The sequence below is a fragment of the Pseudomonas sp. JE3303 genome (assembly GCF_056312565.1).
In genome coordinates this window covers 59,000-74,529 of record NZ_JBWGIF010000003.1, presented here as the reverse complement: position 1 = coordinate 74,529, position 15,530 = coordinate 59,000, and the positions used below count along the sequence as shown (strand labels likewise).

General features: G+C 60.0%; 14 protein-coding genes and 2 pseudogenes. 5 read left to right on the top strand and 11 right to left on the bottom strand.

All coding sequences use genetic code 11. The annotated features are described in order from the left end of the window. Nucleotides 1-2 precede the first annotated feature (2 nt). The 6 genes from AC0ZZU_RS05790 to AC0ZZU_RS05765 are packed head-to-tail and all read right to left on the bottom strand — an operon-like array spanning nucleotide 3 to nucleotide 5,719. Nucleotides 3-1,478, bottom strand: a complete 1,476-nt coding sequence (locus tag AC0ZZU_RS05790) for a 3-oxoacyl-[acyl-carrier-protein] synthase III C-terminal domain-containing protein (protein WP_476339569.1) — start codon at nucleotides 1,476-1,478, stop codon at nucleotides 3-5. A gap of 10 nt (nucleotides 1,479-1,488) precedes the next feature. Next, the gene (locus AC0ZZU_RS05785) at nucleotides 1,489-2,400 is read right to left on the bottom strand and encodes an alpha/beta hydrolase (protein ID WP_476339568.1); all 912 of its coding nucleotides are present in this window, start codon (nucleotides 2,398-2,400) and stop codon (nucleotides 1,489-1,491) included. Next, entirely contained in the window at nucleotides 2,400-3,128 is a 729-nt protein-coding gene (locus AC0ZZU_RS05780) for an SDR family NAD(P)-dependent oxidoreductase (RefSeq protein WP_476339567.1), read from the bottom strand. The genes AC0ZZU_RS05785 and AC0ZZU_RS05780 overlap by 1 nt, the downstream gene beginning before the upstream one ends. A 2-nt stretch (nucleotides 3,129-3,130) precedes the next feature. Then, a complete protein-coding gene (locus tag AC0ZZU_RS05775) occupies nucleotides 3,131-3,943 on the bottom strand; it encodes an enoyl-CoA hydratase/isomerase family protein (protein ID WP_476339566.1) in 813 nt (270 codons plus the stop codon). A 10-nt stretch (nucleotides 3,944-3,953) separates the two neighbouring features. Then, the gene (locus tag AC0ZZU_RS05770) at nucleotides 3,954-4,448 is read right to left on the bottom strand and encodes an aromatic-ring-hydroxylating dioxygenase subunit beta (RefSeq protein ID WP_476339565.1); all 495 of its coding nucleotides are present in this window, start codon (nucleotides 4,446-4,448) and stop codon (nucleotides 3,954-3,956) included. 2 nt (nucleotides 4,449-4,450) lie between these two features. After that, nucleotides 4,451-5,719 carry an aromatic ring-hydroxylating oxygenase subunit alpha gene (locus tag AC0ZZU_RS05765; RefSeq protein ID WP_476339564.1) on the bottom strand — a complete coding sequence of 423 codons (1,269 nt, stop codon included), beginning with the start codon at nucleotides 5,717-5,719 and terminating at the stop codon, nucleotides 4,451-4,453. A 389-nt stretch (nucleotides 5,720-6,108) separates the two neighbouring features. Between AC0ZZU_RS05765 and AC0ZZU_RS05760 the strand changes: the two genes are divergently transcribed. From AC0ZZU_RS05760 to AC0ZZU_RS05745, 4 genes and pseudogenes are all read left to right on the top strand, one after another. Next, nucleotides 6,109-6,429, top strand: coding sequence for a 2Fe-2S iron-sulfur cluster-binding protein (locus AC0ZZU_RS05760; RefSeq protein WP_476339563.1), 321 nt, complete (start codon nucleotides 6,109-6,111; stop codon nucleotides 6,427-6,429). 125 nt (nucleotides 6,430-6,554) lie between these two features. Beyond that, nucleotides 6,555-6,692, top strand: a pseudogene (locus tag AC0ZZU_RS05755) (electron transfer flavoprotein subunit beta/FixA family protein); the annotation flags it as partial. Nucleotides 6,693-7,158: 466 nt separating this feature from the next. Continuing rightward, nucleotides 7,159-7,446, top strand: a pseudogene (locus tag AC0ZZU_RS05750) (CoA-transferase); the annotation flags it as partial. 298 nt (nucleotides 7,447-7,744) lie between these two features. Next, nucleotides 7,745-8,170 carry a PA0061/PA0062 family lipoprotein gene (locus AC0ZZU_RS05745; RefSeq protein WP_476339562.1) on the top strand — a complete coding sequence of 142 codons (426 nt, stop codon included), beginning with the start codon at nucleotides 7,745-7,747 and terminating at the stop codon, nucleotides 8,168-8,170. 94 nt (nucleotides 8,171-8,264) lie between these two features. Here AC0ZZU_RS05745 and AC0ZZU_RS05740 read toward each other — a convergent pair whose 3' ends face one another. From AC0ZZU_RS05740 to AC0ZZU_RS05725, 4 genes are read right to left on the bottom strand one after another with little or no spacing between them, the layout of a single operon-like run. After that, nucleotides 8,265-9,464 carry a hypothetical protein gene (locus AC0ZZU_RS05740; RefSeq protein ID WP_476339561.1) on the bottom strand — a complete coding sequence of 400 codons (1,200 nt, stop codon included), beginning with the start codon at nucleotides 9,462-9,464 and terminating at the stop codon, nucleotides 8,265-8,267. Nucleotides 9,465-9,485: 21 nt separating this feature from the next. Then, nucleotides 9,486-11,354: a hypothetical protein gene (locus AC0ZZU_RS05735; RefSeq protein ID WP_476339560.1), complete on the bottom strand. Its 1,869-nt coding sequence runs from the start codon at nucleotides 11,352-11,354 to the stop codon at nucleotides 9,486-9,488. An 8-nt stretch (nucleotides 11,355-11,362) separates the two neighbouring features. Next, a complete protein-coding gene (locus AC0ZZU_RS05730) occupies nucleotides 11,363-12,214 on the bottom strand; it encodes an SH3 domain-containing protein (protein ID WP_476339559.1) in 852 nt (283 codons plus the stop codon). 24 nt (nucleotides 12,215-12,238) lie between these two features. Next, complete coding sequence (locus tag AC0ZZU_RS05725; RefSeq protein WP_476339558.1) at nucleotides 12,239-13,507, bottom strand: hypothetical protein; 1,269 nt, start codon at nucleotides 13,505-13,507, stop codon at nucleotides 12,239-12,241. 315 nt (nucleotides 13,508-13,822) lie between these two features. On the opposite strand from AC0ZZU_RS05725, the gene AC0ZZU_RS05720 reads away from it, so the two are divergent. Continuing rightward, nucleotides 13,823-14,743 carry a LysR family transcriptional regulator gene (locus AC0ZZU_RS05720; protein ID WP_476339557.1) on the top strand — a complete coding sequence of 307 codons (921 nt, stop codon included), beginning with the start codon at nucleotides 13,823-13,825 and terminating at the stop codon, nucleotides 14,741-14,743. 19 nt (nucleotides 14,744-14,762) lie between these two features. Here the strand turns inward: AC0ZZU_RS05720 and madM are convergent, their stop codons facing one another. Beyond that, a complete protein-coding gene (madM, locus tag AC0ZZU_RS05715; RefSeq protein ID WP_476339556.1) occupies nucleotides 14,763-15,530 on the bottom strand; it encodes a malonate transporter subunit MadM in 768 nt (255 codons plus the stop codon).

The following is a 15,530-nucleotide window of genomic DNA, read 5'->3' as shown; positions in this document are numbered from 1 at the left end:
GATTACTCCACCGCTGCTTGAGAGGGATTGAGGACGGGTGTGGCCTTCCAGAAATAGCGCTTGAAGCCACGCAGATCGTCGATGTCCTTGATGCGGAATACCATTTCTACAGCCATGCCGGTGTCCACGTCGCCCCGGGTGACGTCCGTGAATTCCATGAGAATCCGTCCGCCGCCTTCGAAGTCGATCTGACCGTAGTGATGGGGTGGTGCCATATAGGACGACAGCGACTCGGCGGACCAGCTCAGCACTCGGCCGAGGCGGTCGGCCAACGGATAAGGTTCCTGGCTGTCCAGCTGCGGCGCATCCGGAGTGTAGGAGTAGCGTGACGGCGGAAAATGCACATCCCCGCTGACCCGGCAACGCCCGCCGACCAGGCCTAGAATTGCCCGACGATGGCGGTAGGCGGTACTTAGCGCAGTCTTCTTATCCTGTTCACCACGTACACCGCGCTCCAGCTGCAACTGTCCCTTGTAGGCCAGGAAACGGGAGTAACTGGTTTCCTCGCAGCCTCGTGCCAGCCAATCGGCAACAGCCCGTTGCGGGGCGAAGTCACGGATTGCCTCGGTCACGCGCAGTACGAAGGCCCTTGCGCCGCTGCCGAACTGGGCAAGCACAATAACCTGCCCCGGCTGTGCGCTTTCCAGCACCTGCGCCAGCATCAACAAGGCGTGTGCAACGCCGGTATGACCGACCTGAGCCGCCAGGCCATCGACTACCGCCTCCGGAGGGATGCCACAGGCCTGGGCTACTTGCGCGTCCACCTTGCTCAGTGTGGTGGGGAAAATGAAGTGCGTGACCTCCTCGGCCAGAACTCCACTGTCCTTGAGAGCGCGCTGGATAACCTGCGGCATGCAGCCACTTATCCCCTCATCACGCACCCAGCGCTCTTCGCCGTAATAGTCAATCTCACGACCGGTAAGGCGGAAATGATCGATGAAGTCGACACTCAGCGCTACCTGGCCGAGCACCTCTGCAATGACCCCGTCACGACCGAGCAACAGAGCGGCGGCACCATCGCCGTAATCGAGCTCCTGAGCGCTCGCAGCGCGGGCACGCCGGTTGTCAGCCGCCGTCAGCAACACACTTCCTGGGGCGCTGGCCGCGCTGGCCAATCCCTGCGCCAGTCCAGCCAATGCCGCGCATTGCGAACCGGTAATATCCACTGCACTGGTGTACTCGCCGAGGTTCAGCGCTTCACCGACCACTGTAGCGTTGAGGCGCTCGGCGAAAGGCAGGGTGCAGGACGCCAGTAGAATTTCCCGTACCATGCCCTGCCGATCCTGCCCACCCAGCGCATTGCGCGCGGCGGCCACGGCCATGGTAATGCTGTCCTCGTCCCAGTTGGCCATGGCCCGATGCCCCTTGCCCCTGCCTTTCAGCTCGGGGGCGTACCAGGCATTCGCTGCTACAACGGCTTGCCGGCTCAAGCGTAGGCGCGGGATGTAGGCGCCGAATCCGGTGATACCTATACTCACATTGCACTCCTCATGATGGTTGCCATTGCCGCTGCAGGAACGCACCGATGCCGCGGATGGCCTCGCGCGCCTCGGGCAACTCCTCGGCGAACTGCTGAAACACATGGATCATCTGCGGCCAGACTTGCAGCTCTACCCCTACACCGGCAGCACGGGCCTTAGCGGCGAATTCGATGCTGTCGTCCAGGCCGGTTTCACGGTCGCCAACTTGTAACAACAGAGGCGGTAGACCAGCCAACTCGCCATGCAGCGGTGAAGCCAGCGGGTCGAGCGGATTGCCTTCATCCCCCAGGTATTGTTGAGCCAGTGCCAGGATCATCGGTCGCTGATGGATCGGGTCGACCCCGCCGCGACTGACATAACTGGCGCCGCTGGCAGTCAGGTCAGTCCAGGCCGATAACAGAACAGCTGAAGCGGGCAGCGGCTGGCCCTTGTCACGCAGTGCCAATAGCGTGGCAGCCGCCAGACCGCCACCCGCCGAATCACCGGCAATGGCTAACTGGCCAGGCTCGAACCCTTGGACAAGCAACCAGTCGTAGACCGCCAGCACATCCACCAGCGGTTCGGGAAAGCGGTACTCCGGCAGCAGGCGGTAATCCACGCCAAGCACCTGACAATTGGCGGCCAGCGATAGGCGCACCATCAGGTCATGATGAGAAGCCAGCGAGCCCATCTTGTAGCCGCCACCGTGCAGGTAGATCAGCGTCCGGTCTTCGCGGGCACCGGGCACCTTGATCCAACGCACAGGCACACCATCGGCCAGGTAATCATGAGTCTCACAGCTCAGTTGGTCGGCCCAGAACAGCTCATCCCAATCGCGGCGCATAACGTCGATCGGCGTGTGTCGCCGCCAACCGGCATAGACCGCCTGTATGCGCGCGATTACCTTTTCCAACGCGTCGTAGCTTTCGATCGCGCTCATCAGCAACCCATCCCGCCGGACACACCCAAGGTTTCACCGGTGATAAAGGCCGCCTCCGGACTGGCCAGGAAAGCCACCGCCGCCGCCACTTCGTCCGGCTCGCCGAGCCGGCCAAGCAGCGTCGAAGCCTTCATCGCTTCGAGCAAGCGTTCACCACCGCTCTCCAACGCCCTGCGCAGCAATGGGGTATCCACCGGTCCAGGAGCAATGACGTTGGCGGTAATACCGTAGCGCCCGTTCTCGCGGGCAATCGACTTGCTGAAGGCGATCACCCCACCCTTGGCTGCCGCATACACGGAACCGCCCCGTGAGCCCTGGCGGCCAGCTTCGGAGCCGACATTGATGATGCGACCGTAGCCTGCCGCCTGCATCGCAGGCAGCACCGCATGGGTAGTGGCAAACACGGCTTCCAGATTGACCGCTAACAAGTAGCGCCACTCCTGCGCCGTGCTTTTGGTGAAGAAAGCGTGCTGGTCGATACCAGCATTGTTCACCAATATCTCGAACGGGCCGGTCTCGCTAACTACTTGCTGTACTGCATCCAGATCGCTGACGTCCAGACGCACCGCCGTACCACCGACCTCTTCAGCCAGAGCCTCCGCGCTAAGCATGTCTTGCGCGGCGATGACCACATGAGCACCCTGCGCAGCCAGACGCCGTACGATCGCCGCACCAATGCCCTTGGAACCGCCGGTAACAAAGGCTCGCTGCCCTACCAATGTGCTCATACTCAACGCCCCTCGAATTGCGCGGCGCGCTTTTCAATCACTGCCATCAAGCCTTCGCGTACATCGGCGGTACGGCAAAGTGCAGCCACGGTACGACTTTCCTCGGGCATCGCGGCGTCTACGCCGCTACCCACACCGGCCCACAGCAGACGTTTGGTCGCGGCCAGCGCTTGCGGTGCGCCCTGGGCCATACGCCGGGCATAATCCAGGGCAGCGGCTTGCAGTTCGTCGTCTGCCACGACCTGGTTGATCAGCCCCAGCGCTAGCGCCTCAGATGCGGTTACCATGGGGTTCATCAGCAACATATCCGCAGCCTTGCGAGGGCCTACCAGGCGCGGCAGAGTCACCGACAGCCCCGCATCCGGAGCCATCGCCACGCGAGTGGCACCGCCGAGGAACTTAGCGGTCGCAGCGGCGAATACGATGTCCGACGCGCAAACTAGCCCCATCCCACCGCCACCCGCGGCATACCCTTGTACGGCGGCAATGATTGGCGCATCCAGGTGGATCATCGCGCTGATCGCTTCCTGTAGCAGGAGGGTCGCCTGACGGATGTATTCGGGTAGTTCGTCGCCCTTGGCGATGAATGTGTGTACATCACCACCGGCGCAGAAATTGGCACCCGCACCGGTCAACAGCACCACCCGTACCCGGCGCTCGCCGTGGCAGCGCAGCAATGCCGCCTGCAGCGCTTGCACGGTTGGGATGTCCAGGCCGTTGGACGCCTCGGGGCGATTCAAGTGCAGATGGGCAACACCCTCTTGGAGGTTGAGCAGTACTGCACCTTCGCCTATCAATACTTCGGATTCGCTCATGGGGATTTACTCAGATCAGGAAGGACAGCGTGAAAAGGGCTTTGTCGTTGTTGACCAACACCACTTTCTTGCGAGCCATACGTAGGTCGCCCCCTTCGCGGCGCAACAGGTATTCGTTGCGCGTACACCAGACGGTGTCGGCACGCAGGCTGGACTCGAAGACCATGGCATTGGCCATTACGCGCACTTCGTCGCCACTGGCCTCGATGATCTCGATGTTGGACAGCACCCGGCCCAGACGCGAACGCGGCGACTGCGTGTGTCGCTTGCCAGTATGAAACTGCTTAATACGCAGGGAGATACGCGAGCGGTTGTCATAGATGATCGACATCTGTGTTTCCGGGTCGATGTCGTCGCCATTGGCCGGCACCCAGTACACCCCATCGCCTGTCCACAGCGCCTCCCAGTCGTCGTAGGCGTGGGTGTCCTGCAACCGTGCCTCGCGGTAGAGAAATTGGCTGACTTCGTCGATCAGTGCTGCCTTCGCCATGGCTGAGCTGGTCATGATCATTCGGCCTCCATCAGCTTGCGGTAGTGGCTCCAGATGCCCCGGGTACTCACCTCGTCGGTGGCATCGCCAATCAGGTGTCCGTCCTCGTCACGACGTTCGCGTGACAGGCCACGACCAATGTAATTCCACTCAGGATTGCGCATCTGCACACCGCGCTGGGTGCGCTCGTACATTTCAGAGTCGTCGGCCAGCAGGAATCCGGCCGGACCGACCGAGCCCATAGTCTGCTGGCGCAGGCGTCGATTGAAATCAGGAGCGCCCTTGAACTGCAGCGCCGTGACGTGCTGAACGGTCTCATCAACGCCCAGCGGCTGGATCACAAATATCTGGATTTCGGCGATGAACAGGTTGGGAAAGATCATGATGTGTGGGGTGCCGTCGATCATGATTTCGTTTGCGCGCTCGTTGCCATAAGCCGCACGCATCTTGCTCACATAATCAGGCAGGCGTTCTTCGCTGGTGCCGAACCAGCCCATGGGTTTGCCAATGCGACGAAATTCAGGGCGCAGGTCGATCTCGGTGTGACCGTCACCCATATCACGGGCCACGGCAGCAGAGTCGGCGCTGTACAGATCACCGATACCACTGGAGGCGACATCGAAGATTGAGGCATGGACGAACTGTGGGTGATAGCCGTCGGTTTCGTTCTCGACGATGAACTTCCAGTTGGTCTTGGCCTTGTGCTGCAGGAAACCTGCGGTGATTTCGATCTCGCCTTCAGGCGAGCTCATCACCAGGGCATCCAGAGCGCCGCGGGCCGCGCTCAAATGCTCCTCCAAGCTCGGCCCCTCCTCGGCAAAACTGCCGAACACGAAGCCCTGGTAGATCCCCACACGCGCAACCCTACCCAGCCCCAGCGTGCTGCGATCAGCCCCTTCGTAGCCGGCAGCAAACGGATAGCCGCGCAGCGCACCGGTGTTGACGAAGGTCCAGCCGTGATACGGGCAGGTGAAAGAGCCGCGATTGCCACGATGCTCCAAGCAAACCTGGTTGCCACGGTGCGGGCACCGGTTGAGCAACAGATTGATCTGGCCCTCGCGATCACGGGTCATGATCACCGCTTGCGGGCCGATCGACTTCAGCACGAAGTCATTCGGGTTAGGCACTTCACTGACGTGGCCCACATAAACCCAGGTGCGATACCAGATCTTTTCCAGCTCCTCTTCAAAGATCTGCGCACTGGTATACACCGAGCCATGCACATATTCGCCCTTTGCGCCCTTGATCAGTTCATCCCACTTGAGTCGTGCTGAAATTTCACCCATGACACCACCTTCAGACTTTTCTTTTGTTGTTGGAATTCAGCTCGCTCAGAGAGCTAGCGATAGCCACATCCTCTTGCCAGCCACCTGAGCGGAGGCGTTGCGGTCGGGCAATTTCGTGTCCAATCACAACATAAACCGTCCAGACGGTCTTGTAAAGACGTATCACTCTCTCCCCTCAATACCTCAACGGGCCATATGGCACGCGCAGCCGTACCGCTCGCTTGCATCAGTTTTCACGCTGTCCCGCGTGATAAAAACTGGATGTGCTGCGGGAACGGTTGGAGAGCCGGCTAGACAAACTGCAAAATACAACGAATAATTAACCGTCCAGACGGTCTTGCAATGACGAAAACATTCGCTCACAGCTATTAAACAAGAGAGCCCCAACCATGCCTGCACTCATCTACGTCGAAAGCAACGGAACACGTCACCAAGTCGAGGGCACCAACGGACAAAACCTCATGCAAGTGGCGCTGAAGAACTTGGTGCCTGGAATCCTGGGCGACTGTGGCGGCGTATGCAGCTGCGCTACTTGTCACGTATTCATTGATGGACCATGGATTGAAAAGCTCCCGCCAATGTCGGAAACCGAAAGCTTCCTCATTGAGGGCATTCCAGAGGTACAAGCCGGCAGCCGACTTAGCTGCCAGGTCAAGGTTCAGGATTCCATGGACGGCATGATCGTCCATCTACCGAAAGAACAATTTTGATTTTCTCGCTGCCACGCCCGCTTGAGCATTCACAGAGCCCGTTAAGCGATGAGAGTTCTTGTAGCTGTCAAACGAGCGGCTGGTTGAAGCCGCTGACGAACTGAGCCCCCCCCGCCGTGGCCTAGCTGCTCAGGGCTGTGTTCGACAGGGAGCAGCGACAGCAGGTGATCCTTGTCAAGCAAGCCATTGACAGCGACAACAGACTGACCGACCAGATGCTGGCAGTCCTGACTGGATTCGGCCAAGACACGTTCGTCTCAAAACAAGTCACCAGGGCGTCGACATCTGTGCGCCGTATTTTCCTTATCCAATCGAAACACCGGTGTATGCAAGGTTAGAGCAATCATTTATGTCCCAAGATTCGTTGCCGGTTGATGAGTTACTGAGCCTTTTTGCAGCACCGCCGGGCTCCGACGCCCCGTTGAGGGCCCAATACGGCCCGGGGTAACTACGAGCCCTTGAGCAGAGGAGCCCTTCAAAAAAAGTCGAAATTAATGCTCGCACATCGCACAACGGTTCGATAATCGCACCAACTCCGCTTACCTCTCTCTACTTATGCACGATCTGGCGGCACGCTACTGCGCAGTCAGCAACATTTCCTAGGCGCTGACTGGCCCCACCGCTTCGGAGTGCGCTGGCCGAGTCGACAATCCATACTCCAGGAAAAGCCAGGAGCTCGCCTTGATCAATAAAACGTTTGAGTCCATCGCCAGCGCGGTGGAAGGGATCTGGCACACAGGCGCCGAAGGTTCGATCCCGGCCGTAGGCGGCGCGATGGACCTCGCCACTGGCGCCCGTCAGGTGTTCGTAATGATGGACCACCTGACCAAGTCCGGCGAAAGCAATATCGTGCCCGAGTGCACCTACCCCCTGACCGGCATCGGTTGCGTCAGCCGCATCTACACCGACCTGGCCGTGCTGGAAGTGACGTCCGATGGGTTGAAAGTGGTAGAGAGCTGCGCCTACATCGACTTCGACGAGTTGCAGAAGCTCAGTGGCGTGCCGCTGATCAAGTAATCCGAATCCGCGAAACCCGTATGAATCCGCTTGCCGGCGAAGAGGCCGAAAAATGTTGTATCGCCGCCAAAGCGGATTTCTACAGTGAAAATTCCGCTATGGCAGACCTGCTTGCGGGCGTTGGCCACGCCAAAGCCACCACTGTTCCGTCACTATGTTGTCGCCACAGCGCGGTGGCTGAGCGTCAAGGGGAAGCCTTGGATGGAAACGACGGGTGTCGTTTTCCAAAGCACACGAGATAGCTGCCACCCTGTCTGGCAGGCGCTATGCTCAAAGCATTACCCCTGGAGCATTCGGCATGAGCAGGTTGGCGCTGTTACTCGCCGCTGGCATCGTTGCTGGCTGCCAGACTCCGATTCCAACAGCCAATCCACAAAAGGCCTGGGTCGATCTGTCGACGCCATTTCCCAACGACCGGCTGCTCCTGGCTGAGCGCCTGGACAAGGAGCGCTTGGTTGATGGGCGTTTCTTTGAGGTCACCCCCGGAAGCCATGAGTTGATCGTCCGGTTCGACTACGACGTTTCGGGTGGTGGAGGCGGCTTGGGCATCATGGGTGGCTCTTCCACACGCACCTGTTTCCTGACGATCCAGTACGCTTATTTCGAAGCCGGCCAACGCTATGTGCTCGAGGGGCGGTCGATGGCGTTGACCCCCGAGGCCAGGTTGTACAACGCCAAGCGTGAGATCGTGGCTGAGGTCAGCGAATCCTATTGCCTCATGTGAGTCGAATCAGCGGTAGTTTTTCTGGCGGTTACGGTTTCCCGGCGCACACTGCGCCGGGGATGCAGCCCGGCACACGCCGGGCTGCTCAGGCAGATCAGTCCAACTTCAGCTCAAAGCTCTTGCTGACAAACAGCGAGGCGAAGAGGGTCTTGTCTGGACGGAACGTGTAGCGCTCCTCGAACGATCCTTCTTTAACCAACTTCGAGACGATTGCACATTCCGAATCGCTATGGCCCTTGCCTTTGGCACCGAATTCGCTTTGCCAGGCAGACATACCCGTTTCCAGGCAGAATGCTTCCAACGGTGTCTTCCGGCCCGAACCCTCAAAGGCACTGTACTGCTTTTTCAGCGGACCGAAGCCCTTGTAGGACAGGTTGTAGGATTCAACCTTGGTCTTGCGAGCAAAGGTGCTGACGGAATCCGCCAGGAAAGCCTCACCGGTTGACGTGTTGAACGCCCCCACGATGAACGCCGTCAAGGAGCTCTTGAGGATCTCCTCCACAGCATCAAGCTCCGGCAGTGCCGCAAACTCCGCCTCGCGAATGATTTGCCCGACCTCGCTCCCATCGTTGCGGTGCGTGACTACGAACCTCATGGACCCTTCACCGTCCGCGGATCGCTTGATGGTGAAATCCAGATCCACCTTGGTACCGAAATCGCCGGTGGCTGCGATAAGGAATGCGCCAGTGACGGGGGATCGAACTGCCATGTTGGCGCCCCATGAGTAGTTGGACTTGACAACTTCTCCGTACTGCCCCAATTCAGCCCGCGGTTGGATTTCGTCGCTGACGTCGGCTGTCAGGACGACTTCGGAACCTTTCTGGGAAAGGAATTGATTGCTCTGGTCCACACCCAGCAACTGGATTCGGATCTCGCCGTCTTTGCTGTCACCGGAGTGGCTGAGCTTCAGCGCGTCGGCCCGCAGGTAAACGCCGGCAGCGCTCCGCCCAGTCGTAGAGCCGACCTGGTACTTCGCCCAACTGCCCAGGCCTTCTTCAGTGGTCCCGCCTCGCATGGAGCCGAACAGCCCGCTCAAGCCGCGCAGGAACTGCTCAGCACCGTTGGTATGTGCGGCGACCAGGCGGATCTCAGGGTTTTCGGCAGTCAGCTTCCCTGAAAACACGGAGTAGGAAACGTCACCCTCGGCAAGAACCTCCTGGAGGAAGAAGCGCTCTTTGAAGTCTTCGTAGTAGGCCAGCGCTTGCTTTTCGCTCGAGCTCGACAACATGGCGGTTACACCGCCGACCAGCACGACTGCGGCGATGGCGCCAAGCAGCAGGTGCTTCTTGTTCATGGATTTGATCATCACGATGCCTTACTGGATTTGGGCGGAAGCGTTGTTCCAGGTGTTCACAAAATTCTGAGAGACCTCTGGGGTCCAGCTGAAATCGATGCCTGCATCTGGGAACTCGCGACCGAGCACAGCCCCGAAAGAAACGCGATCGGCGCAGCTTGCTTCCTGACAGGCTTCAGGCTCACCGACTGAATACACCTTGAACGTCGGAATGGCCCTTCCGTCCACGAGCGGAGAAACAGGGGTCATGTTGGCTACCTGGAGGACATACCACTCTTTGCGAAGCTCTTGGTCAGACTGCAGTCGGCCTTTGGCAGGAAAGTCGATCTCGTAGTACTCGCCGTCCTTGCCCGTCACATGCACCATCATCGGACTGGCGCGCTTTGAACTGGTTGGGTCCATCATGGAAAGCGGCGAGCCGTAGCGGGCGCGAATGCCGGCCAGCTCCGCGAGCGCCTCACTTTCGTGACCCTTGGAGTCCTTCATGCCTGCCTTGAGCTGCTCATAACGTTCCAGGACGCGGCCATGCAGCAGCGCCATCCGCTCTTGCTGACGACGCTCCTCTTGAAGCCGCTGCTTCTCGCGTTGCAGCGCCCAGTTGGAGCCGTCACGAACATCGAAGAAGAACTGACCACGGTTCTCGCCCATGCGGTTGCGAATGATCTTGTGTTTCTCCTCGCCGTAGCCATATGCCGGATAGAGGGTGTCCAGATTCTTCGCAACGAAGAAATTGGCCAGGCCGACGGTGCTCGGGGATGTGGACTTGATCAGCTGGAACACTTCAAGACCCGCCTGTCTGTACTGTTCATTATCCAGTGCAAACGACTCGTCAGGCGTTGTCACGACATAGTAGGGGTCGCTGTTGAAAGGGGCCAGAACGCGATAATTGCCGCGCTGGAAAGCCAGGTAGACCTTCATCTGCCGGCCGGGGATTTCTCCGACCATGAACAGGGCCTGATCCGCTTGGGGCGAGAGATAGGACAGCGCCTTGCCTTTCACCGCGTCTTCGATGTTCTTGCTGAACATCAGGCCACTTGGATGGACATAGACTTTGTTCCAGTTATCTCCGCGGTAGGTGTTCTGGATCTTCCAGGACAGCTTGTCGTATCCACCCTCACTGAACCCGCTAGCCGGACAAGGCATCGCCGGGGTCGAGCCAAACGCGAAGCTGCTTTCACCTTCCGCGAGTGCAGACTTGCTGATAAACCATGTGCATCCTGCCCCGTCCTTGATCTGGGCAAGCTGTTCATTACCCAGCACCAGTGAGCGGCCGAAGTCGGACCTAGGTGTCGCGGCTACCGCTGCTGGGGCTGGAGCTGGTGCTGGTGCTGGTGCTGGTGCCGGGACCGGGACCGGGGCAGACGCTGGCGCTGCCGGGACGGGTACCGGGGTTTCTTCTGCGGCAGCGACTGGGGTCGCCGGGACCGTGGCAGCGGGCTCTGGAGTGCTGGCCTCGCCGGCAGGCTTGGCGGGCGCGGTGGATGTAGATTCCACTACGACAGGTGAGACTGGCACCTGCGCAGGTTGAGCCACGGCTACAGGTACTGCCGAGGCCGCCAGCGTGACGATGCCGAGGTTGGCCGCGTTGCCAACCCCGCTTGCATAAAGCTTGCCCGCCGCGTCCACAGCTTTCCAGGTCACCTTGGCAGCTGAGCAATCCTTGCCTAGAACGAACGGCAGTTTGGATACCAGCCCAGCCAGCAGCTCTTGGTTGTCCCAGGCCGGACGGCTGATAGTGAGCTCGATCTCAGGCTTGCACCAGGTGGTGGCATCGCCAGGTACTTCCACCTTGATGTGGTCTTTCTTCGAAAAGGCCAGCTCGTGAGCCGAAGCGTGCGGCAGACAGCCGAAAGCTCCGATCACAGCCAGCGCGAGTGCGCACTGTTTCATAGGTATCCTTAGATCAGTTCCCAGCTGCCATTGGTTTGCTTGCAGAAGGTGCTCTGCTGCTCTTCGGCACTTCCACTTGCAGATTTCAAGCTGACGGTCACCGGTCGGCAGGCGGTTTCGGCCGCGATCTGCTCACTCGGTAGTGACTGGATGGAGTCAAGGTCAAAGGCCTGGGTCTCCTTGCTCGCGGCGACGTCCATCTCATCGAGGTTCACAGCCTCAGCCGCGCGCTTTGGTACGGCCATGACCTTGGGCTGGACATAGTCCTTGTGGACGTAGCCGACAGTGACACCCTTGCGCCCCACCAGAACCCAGTTGCCAGTCGAACCGACAGCGGTGAATTCTGTGTTGTCCGGGAGGCCGCCAACCTTGTCGGAATTCAGATTCGGCGCCGAGCGGACGTTGAGGCTCGACTTGGTGACATAGGGCTCGTTTATCAACTTCATCGAAGGCACCGCCTGAATTTTCGGTGCGCGCTTGACCTCTACGGTCTGAGTCTTGGTGTACTCCTTGCCCTGGGTGATTTGCGCGGTCGCTCCGGAGTGCTCCGAAGACCAGCTGACAGGGCGAGTAGCTGTGGCCGGAAGGCTCAGAGCCTGCTGAGTGCGAAGCGCCAGGGCCTGCTGATCCTTTTCGTCGAGCATGTGGCCGATACGGTTGCCGATGTACCCGCCTATACCGGCCGCGATGATGGAAGCAGCAATCTGGCCACTGCCCTTGCCCATCGTTGCTCCAATGGCAGCGCCTGCCAGACCGCCGATGATCGTACCGGCTTGCTCCTTGTTGATACCCAGCTGGGCACAACCAGCACTGCCGGCAATTGCTATTGCCAGCATCGAAGCGACAAACTTTTTACGCACGATAAAACTCCATTTTATAAGCAGTCACTCTGCCTTCAGCAGAGGTTTGGTGAGGTTGTAGAGCATTGCCTCTGCGGTCATGGCCCAGTGAAAAACACCGGCCATGAGGGTGGGGCCCCGTTCAATGCTGCGGAACGCGGTTTTGTAGCCAGTCGAGTGAACAAGAGGGTTGCCCGCCATCAGCGGGATGAGAACGATCGCGACAATGGCCGCGCACCGAACAAGCCACCGCCGTTTTTGAATCAGGCCCCTCCTCTCGCCTGCCGAGAGGATCAGGCCGACAAGGTTGAGTGCTCCAAGGAACAATCCGCTCAGCAGTGTCCAAGGTACGAACCACATGTTCTTGAGCACATTCAGGCCCTGCTCACCCCGGATGTTGGTATGAGCCACGTCGTACGCCATGTTGCTGGCTATCCCCGGCAGGTACTTGTCGAACTCTTCCCGACTGGCAAGGACATCCATCCCCTTTACGAACAGTGGCCCCAATGCTTCCTGGGCCAGGTACAGGATCTCGGTTGTTCGTGCGATGTCCCGCTGGCTGCGAAGCCCTGGCTTGATGGATTGAGCGAACTGCTGGAGGGTGGGCTCGAAGCCGAGCTCTTCGCCTGGCCTGGGCCACGAGATGGGTTTCCACTCACTGCCCGGAACGCCAGTAGCACGCTTGGCCTCGAGCTGGGCATAAGCACGGATGATGTCGAGGGTATGAGGCACCACTTCTGACTGCAGTCGCTCATACAGCGCATCGCCGTTTCGACGTGTGTACCCTTTGAACACAGCAGTAGCGAACCCTGGGAAGTTGCCATCGATCTTCTCGACGTAAGAGCCCTGCACACTCATCAAGACGCCAATATTGGCAATGAAGGCTTTCCCTTCACCCTCTTCGCGGTACTCCTGATACGGAAGGCCAGGGATCTGCAAAGACTCGTAGAGGAGCCCTTTTTTGGCGACGTAGGCGTAGAGGCTGTACACACGGAGGCTGGTGGGGAATTTCTCGGCGATCAGGTCGGGCACCTCGCCTTGTACCCACCAGGTCACGGGTGCCGCTACGGCAGTGCTGAGGGCAAGGCTCAGCCAGAGGTGGCGAGCCCCGCCCCATCGCTGGTGTGCCCGAAGGCATAGACGCCAGGCGAACAAGCATACGCTGACAGAGGCCAGTGCCTGGCTGTAGACCTCGAGCGTCTGCAGCTGCTTCAACGGAATATCCGCACCTGCGAAATTCAGCAGTTCGGCGTTGAAAAGCAACCCGCCGACCAGGCAGACGGCGGTGAGGAGGTCGAGCAAAAGCATCAGCATCTAACGCATCCTTGTCAGTGTTGGCGGTTCGGCGTAGATCCCTGAACCGTGACGGCTCCCTCCGCTGGCTGGCATTGTGCCACGCTTCTCCCGGGCAGGAGATCAATTTGGGTCGATTATCGACGCAGGTTCACAATTCGGTGTCGGCAAACCGAATTGCAAGGCAGTGGACGACGCTCGTCTACCATCGGCGCTGGGGCCAACTGCTGGTTCAACTCGCCAGGGGCCAGTAGAGCCTTATGAAATACGGGTGCCTGCATGGCATATATGCCCAAGCGTGGGCACAATCTGCGGACTCCACCAAGAGAGAGCCGCATGCTGATCGATGAAGAACTGACGCTGAAAAAACTGGAGGTCTTCCTGGCCTTCATGCGCACGGGCAACCTGGGCCGTGCGGCGGCCGAGCTCAATACCAGCAACGTCAGCGTGCACCGCGCCATCCACTCGCTGGAAAGCGCGTTGCGCTGCCCCCTGTTCAAGCATGAAGGCCGCAACCTCACACCGATGGAGAGCGCCTATGTGCTGGAGGAGCGCGCGCAGAAGCTCATCCAGGACGTGGTCGAGAGCGTCCGCGTGACCCGCGAGGCGGCCGGATTCTGCGCCGAGCGCTTCAAGCTGGGCTCGCTGTATTCGCTGACGGTCAAGACCGTGCCGCAGTTGATCATGGGGCTGAAGATCCGCCGCAGCGAGCTCAACATCGACCTGATCCTGGGCTCCAATATCGACCTCTTGTACAAGCTCAAGAACCTGGAGACCGATGCGATCATCGTGTCGCTGGACGACAGCACCCAGGACCCGGACTGCGAGTACCTGCCGCTGTTCAGTGACGACATCTTCCTCGCCACGCCTGCCGAATCGCCGTTTGCCGGGCAAGCGCAGGTGGACCTGACCGACCTTCGTGAATCGACCTTCATCACCCTGACCCAGGGCTTTGCCACCCACCGCGACGGTGTGCGTGTCTTCGAGCAGGCCGGGTTCAAGCCGAAGGTGGCGATGGAGGTGAACGACATCTTCACCTTGCTCAGCATGGTCAGCTCAGGCGTGGGCTATGCGCTGCTGCCAGGCAGGATCGCGGCGGTGTACGAAAACCGCGTGAAGCTGATACCGCTGCAGGAGCGGTATCGCATGCAGCAGCATATCGGGGTGGTGTTTCTCAAGGCCAAGGAACGTGATCCCAACTTGCTGGCGCTGTTGGCCGAATGCCGGATGTATGCCACCCGGCATGCGCAGTCCTGACCGAGCAGGATCCATTGCCTTATGCCCCAACGATCCCCCGGACGATGAAGTAGAGCACCGACGGCCCCAGCAGGCAGCCCAAGCCGGTATGGAAGGTCGCAGTCAGCGCACCGTAGGGCACCAGCCGCCGGTCGGTGGCTGCCAGCCCGGCCGTGACGCCACTCACCGTCCCGGCCAGGCCGCCGAAGACCATTGCCGAGCGCGGGTTGTCCAGGCCCATCCAGCGGGCCGCGAACGGTGTGCCGACCATCACCAGGATCGCCTTGATCAGGCCGGTCGCAATCGACAAGGCCATCACGTCCGAGGTCGCCCCGATCGCCGCGCCGGTTACCGGCCCTACGATGTAGGTCACCGCACCTGCCCCGATGGTGGTCATGCTCACTGCGTCGCGGTAACCGAACACCCAGGCCATGCTGGCACCGACGATGAACGGCAGCACCGTGCCCAGCAGCAGCGCCACGGCGCCGATCATGCCGGCCTTGCGTGCTTCGGTGGCCTGCACTTCGAAGGCGGTGGCGACGATGGCGAAATCGCGCAGCATCGCGCCACCCATCAGGCCTATCCCGGAGAACAGGGCCAGGTCCGCCAGGCCCTTCTGGCCACCGGTGATGGTGCCGCCTACCCAGGCCAGGACAAGCCCGATGACGATCGCGATGGCCGAGCCGTGCACTCGCCCGAACGTCAGGCGCTTGGACAGCACCACCGACACCCACATGATCACGCCGACGAAGGCGAATGCGGTGACGAGCCCGTTGTGTTCCAGTCCCTTCTCGATCAGGTCCAGCAT

Excerpts from the sequence above, each read along its gene's own strand:
- AC0ZZU_RS05785 (WP_476339568.1), bottom strand. The coding sequence starts at position 2,400 with ATGAGCGCGATCGAAAGCTACGACGCGTTGGAAAAGGTAATCGCGCGC.
- AC0ZZU_RS05780 (WP_476339567.1), bottom strand. The coding sequence starts at position 3,128 with ATGAGCACATTGGTAGGGCAGCGAGCCTTTGTTACCGGCGGTTCCAAG.
- AC0ZZU_RS05775 (WP_476339566.1), bottom strand. The coding sequence starts at position 3,943 with ATGAGCGAATCCGAAGTATTGATAGGCGAAGGTGCAGTACTGCTCAAC.
- AC0ZZU_RS05770 (WP_476339565.1), bottom strand. The coding sequence starts at position 4,448 with ATGACCAGCTCAGCCATGGCGAAGGCAGCACTGATCGACGAAGTCAGC.
- AC0ZZU_RS05765 (WP_476339564.1), bottom strand. The coding sequence starts at position 5,719 with ATGGGTGAAATTTCAGCACGACTCAAGTGGGATGAACTGATCAAGGGC.
- AC0ZZU_RS05760 (WP_476339563.1), top strand. The coding sequence starts at position 6,109 with ATGCCTGCACTCATCTACGTCGAAAGCAACGGAACACGTCACCAAGTC.
- AC0ZZU_RS05745 (WP_476339562.1), top strand. The coding sequence starts at position 7,745 with ATGAGCAGGTTGGCGCTGTTACTCGCCGCTGGCATCGTTGCTGGCTGC.
- AC0ZZU_RS05740 (WP_476339561.1), bottom strand. The coding sequence starts at position 9,464 with ATGAACAAGAAGCACCTGCTGCTTGGCGCCATCGCCGCAGTCGTGCTG.
- AC0ZZU_RS05735 (WP_476339560.1), bottom strand. The coding sequence starts at position 11,354 with ATGAAACAGTGCGCACTCGCGCTGGCTGTGATCGGAGCTTTCGGCTGT.
- AC0ZZU_RS05725 (WP_476339558.1), bottom strand. The coding sequence starts at position 13,507 with ATGCTGATGCTTTTGCTCGACCTCCTCACCGCCGTCTGCCTGGTCGGC.
- AC0ZZU_RS05720 (WP_476339557.1), top strand. The coding sequence starts at position 13,823 with ATGCTGATCGATGAAGAACTGACGCTGAAAAAACTGGAGGTCTTCCTG.
- madM (WP_476339556.1), bottom strand. The coding sequence starts at position 15,530 with ATGCTGGACCTGATCGAGAAGGGACTGGAACACAACGGGCTCGTCACC.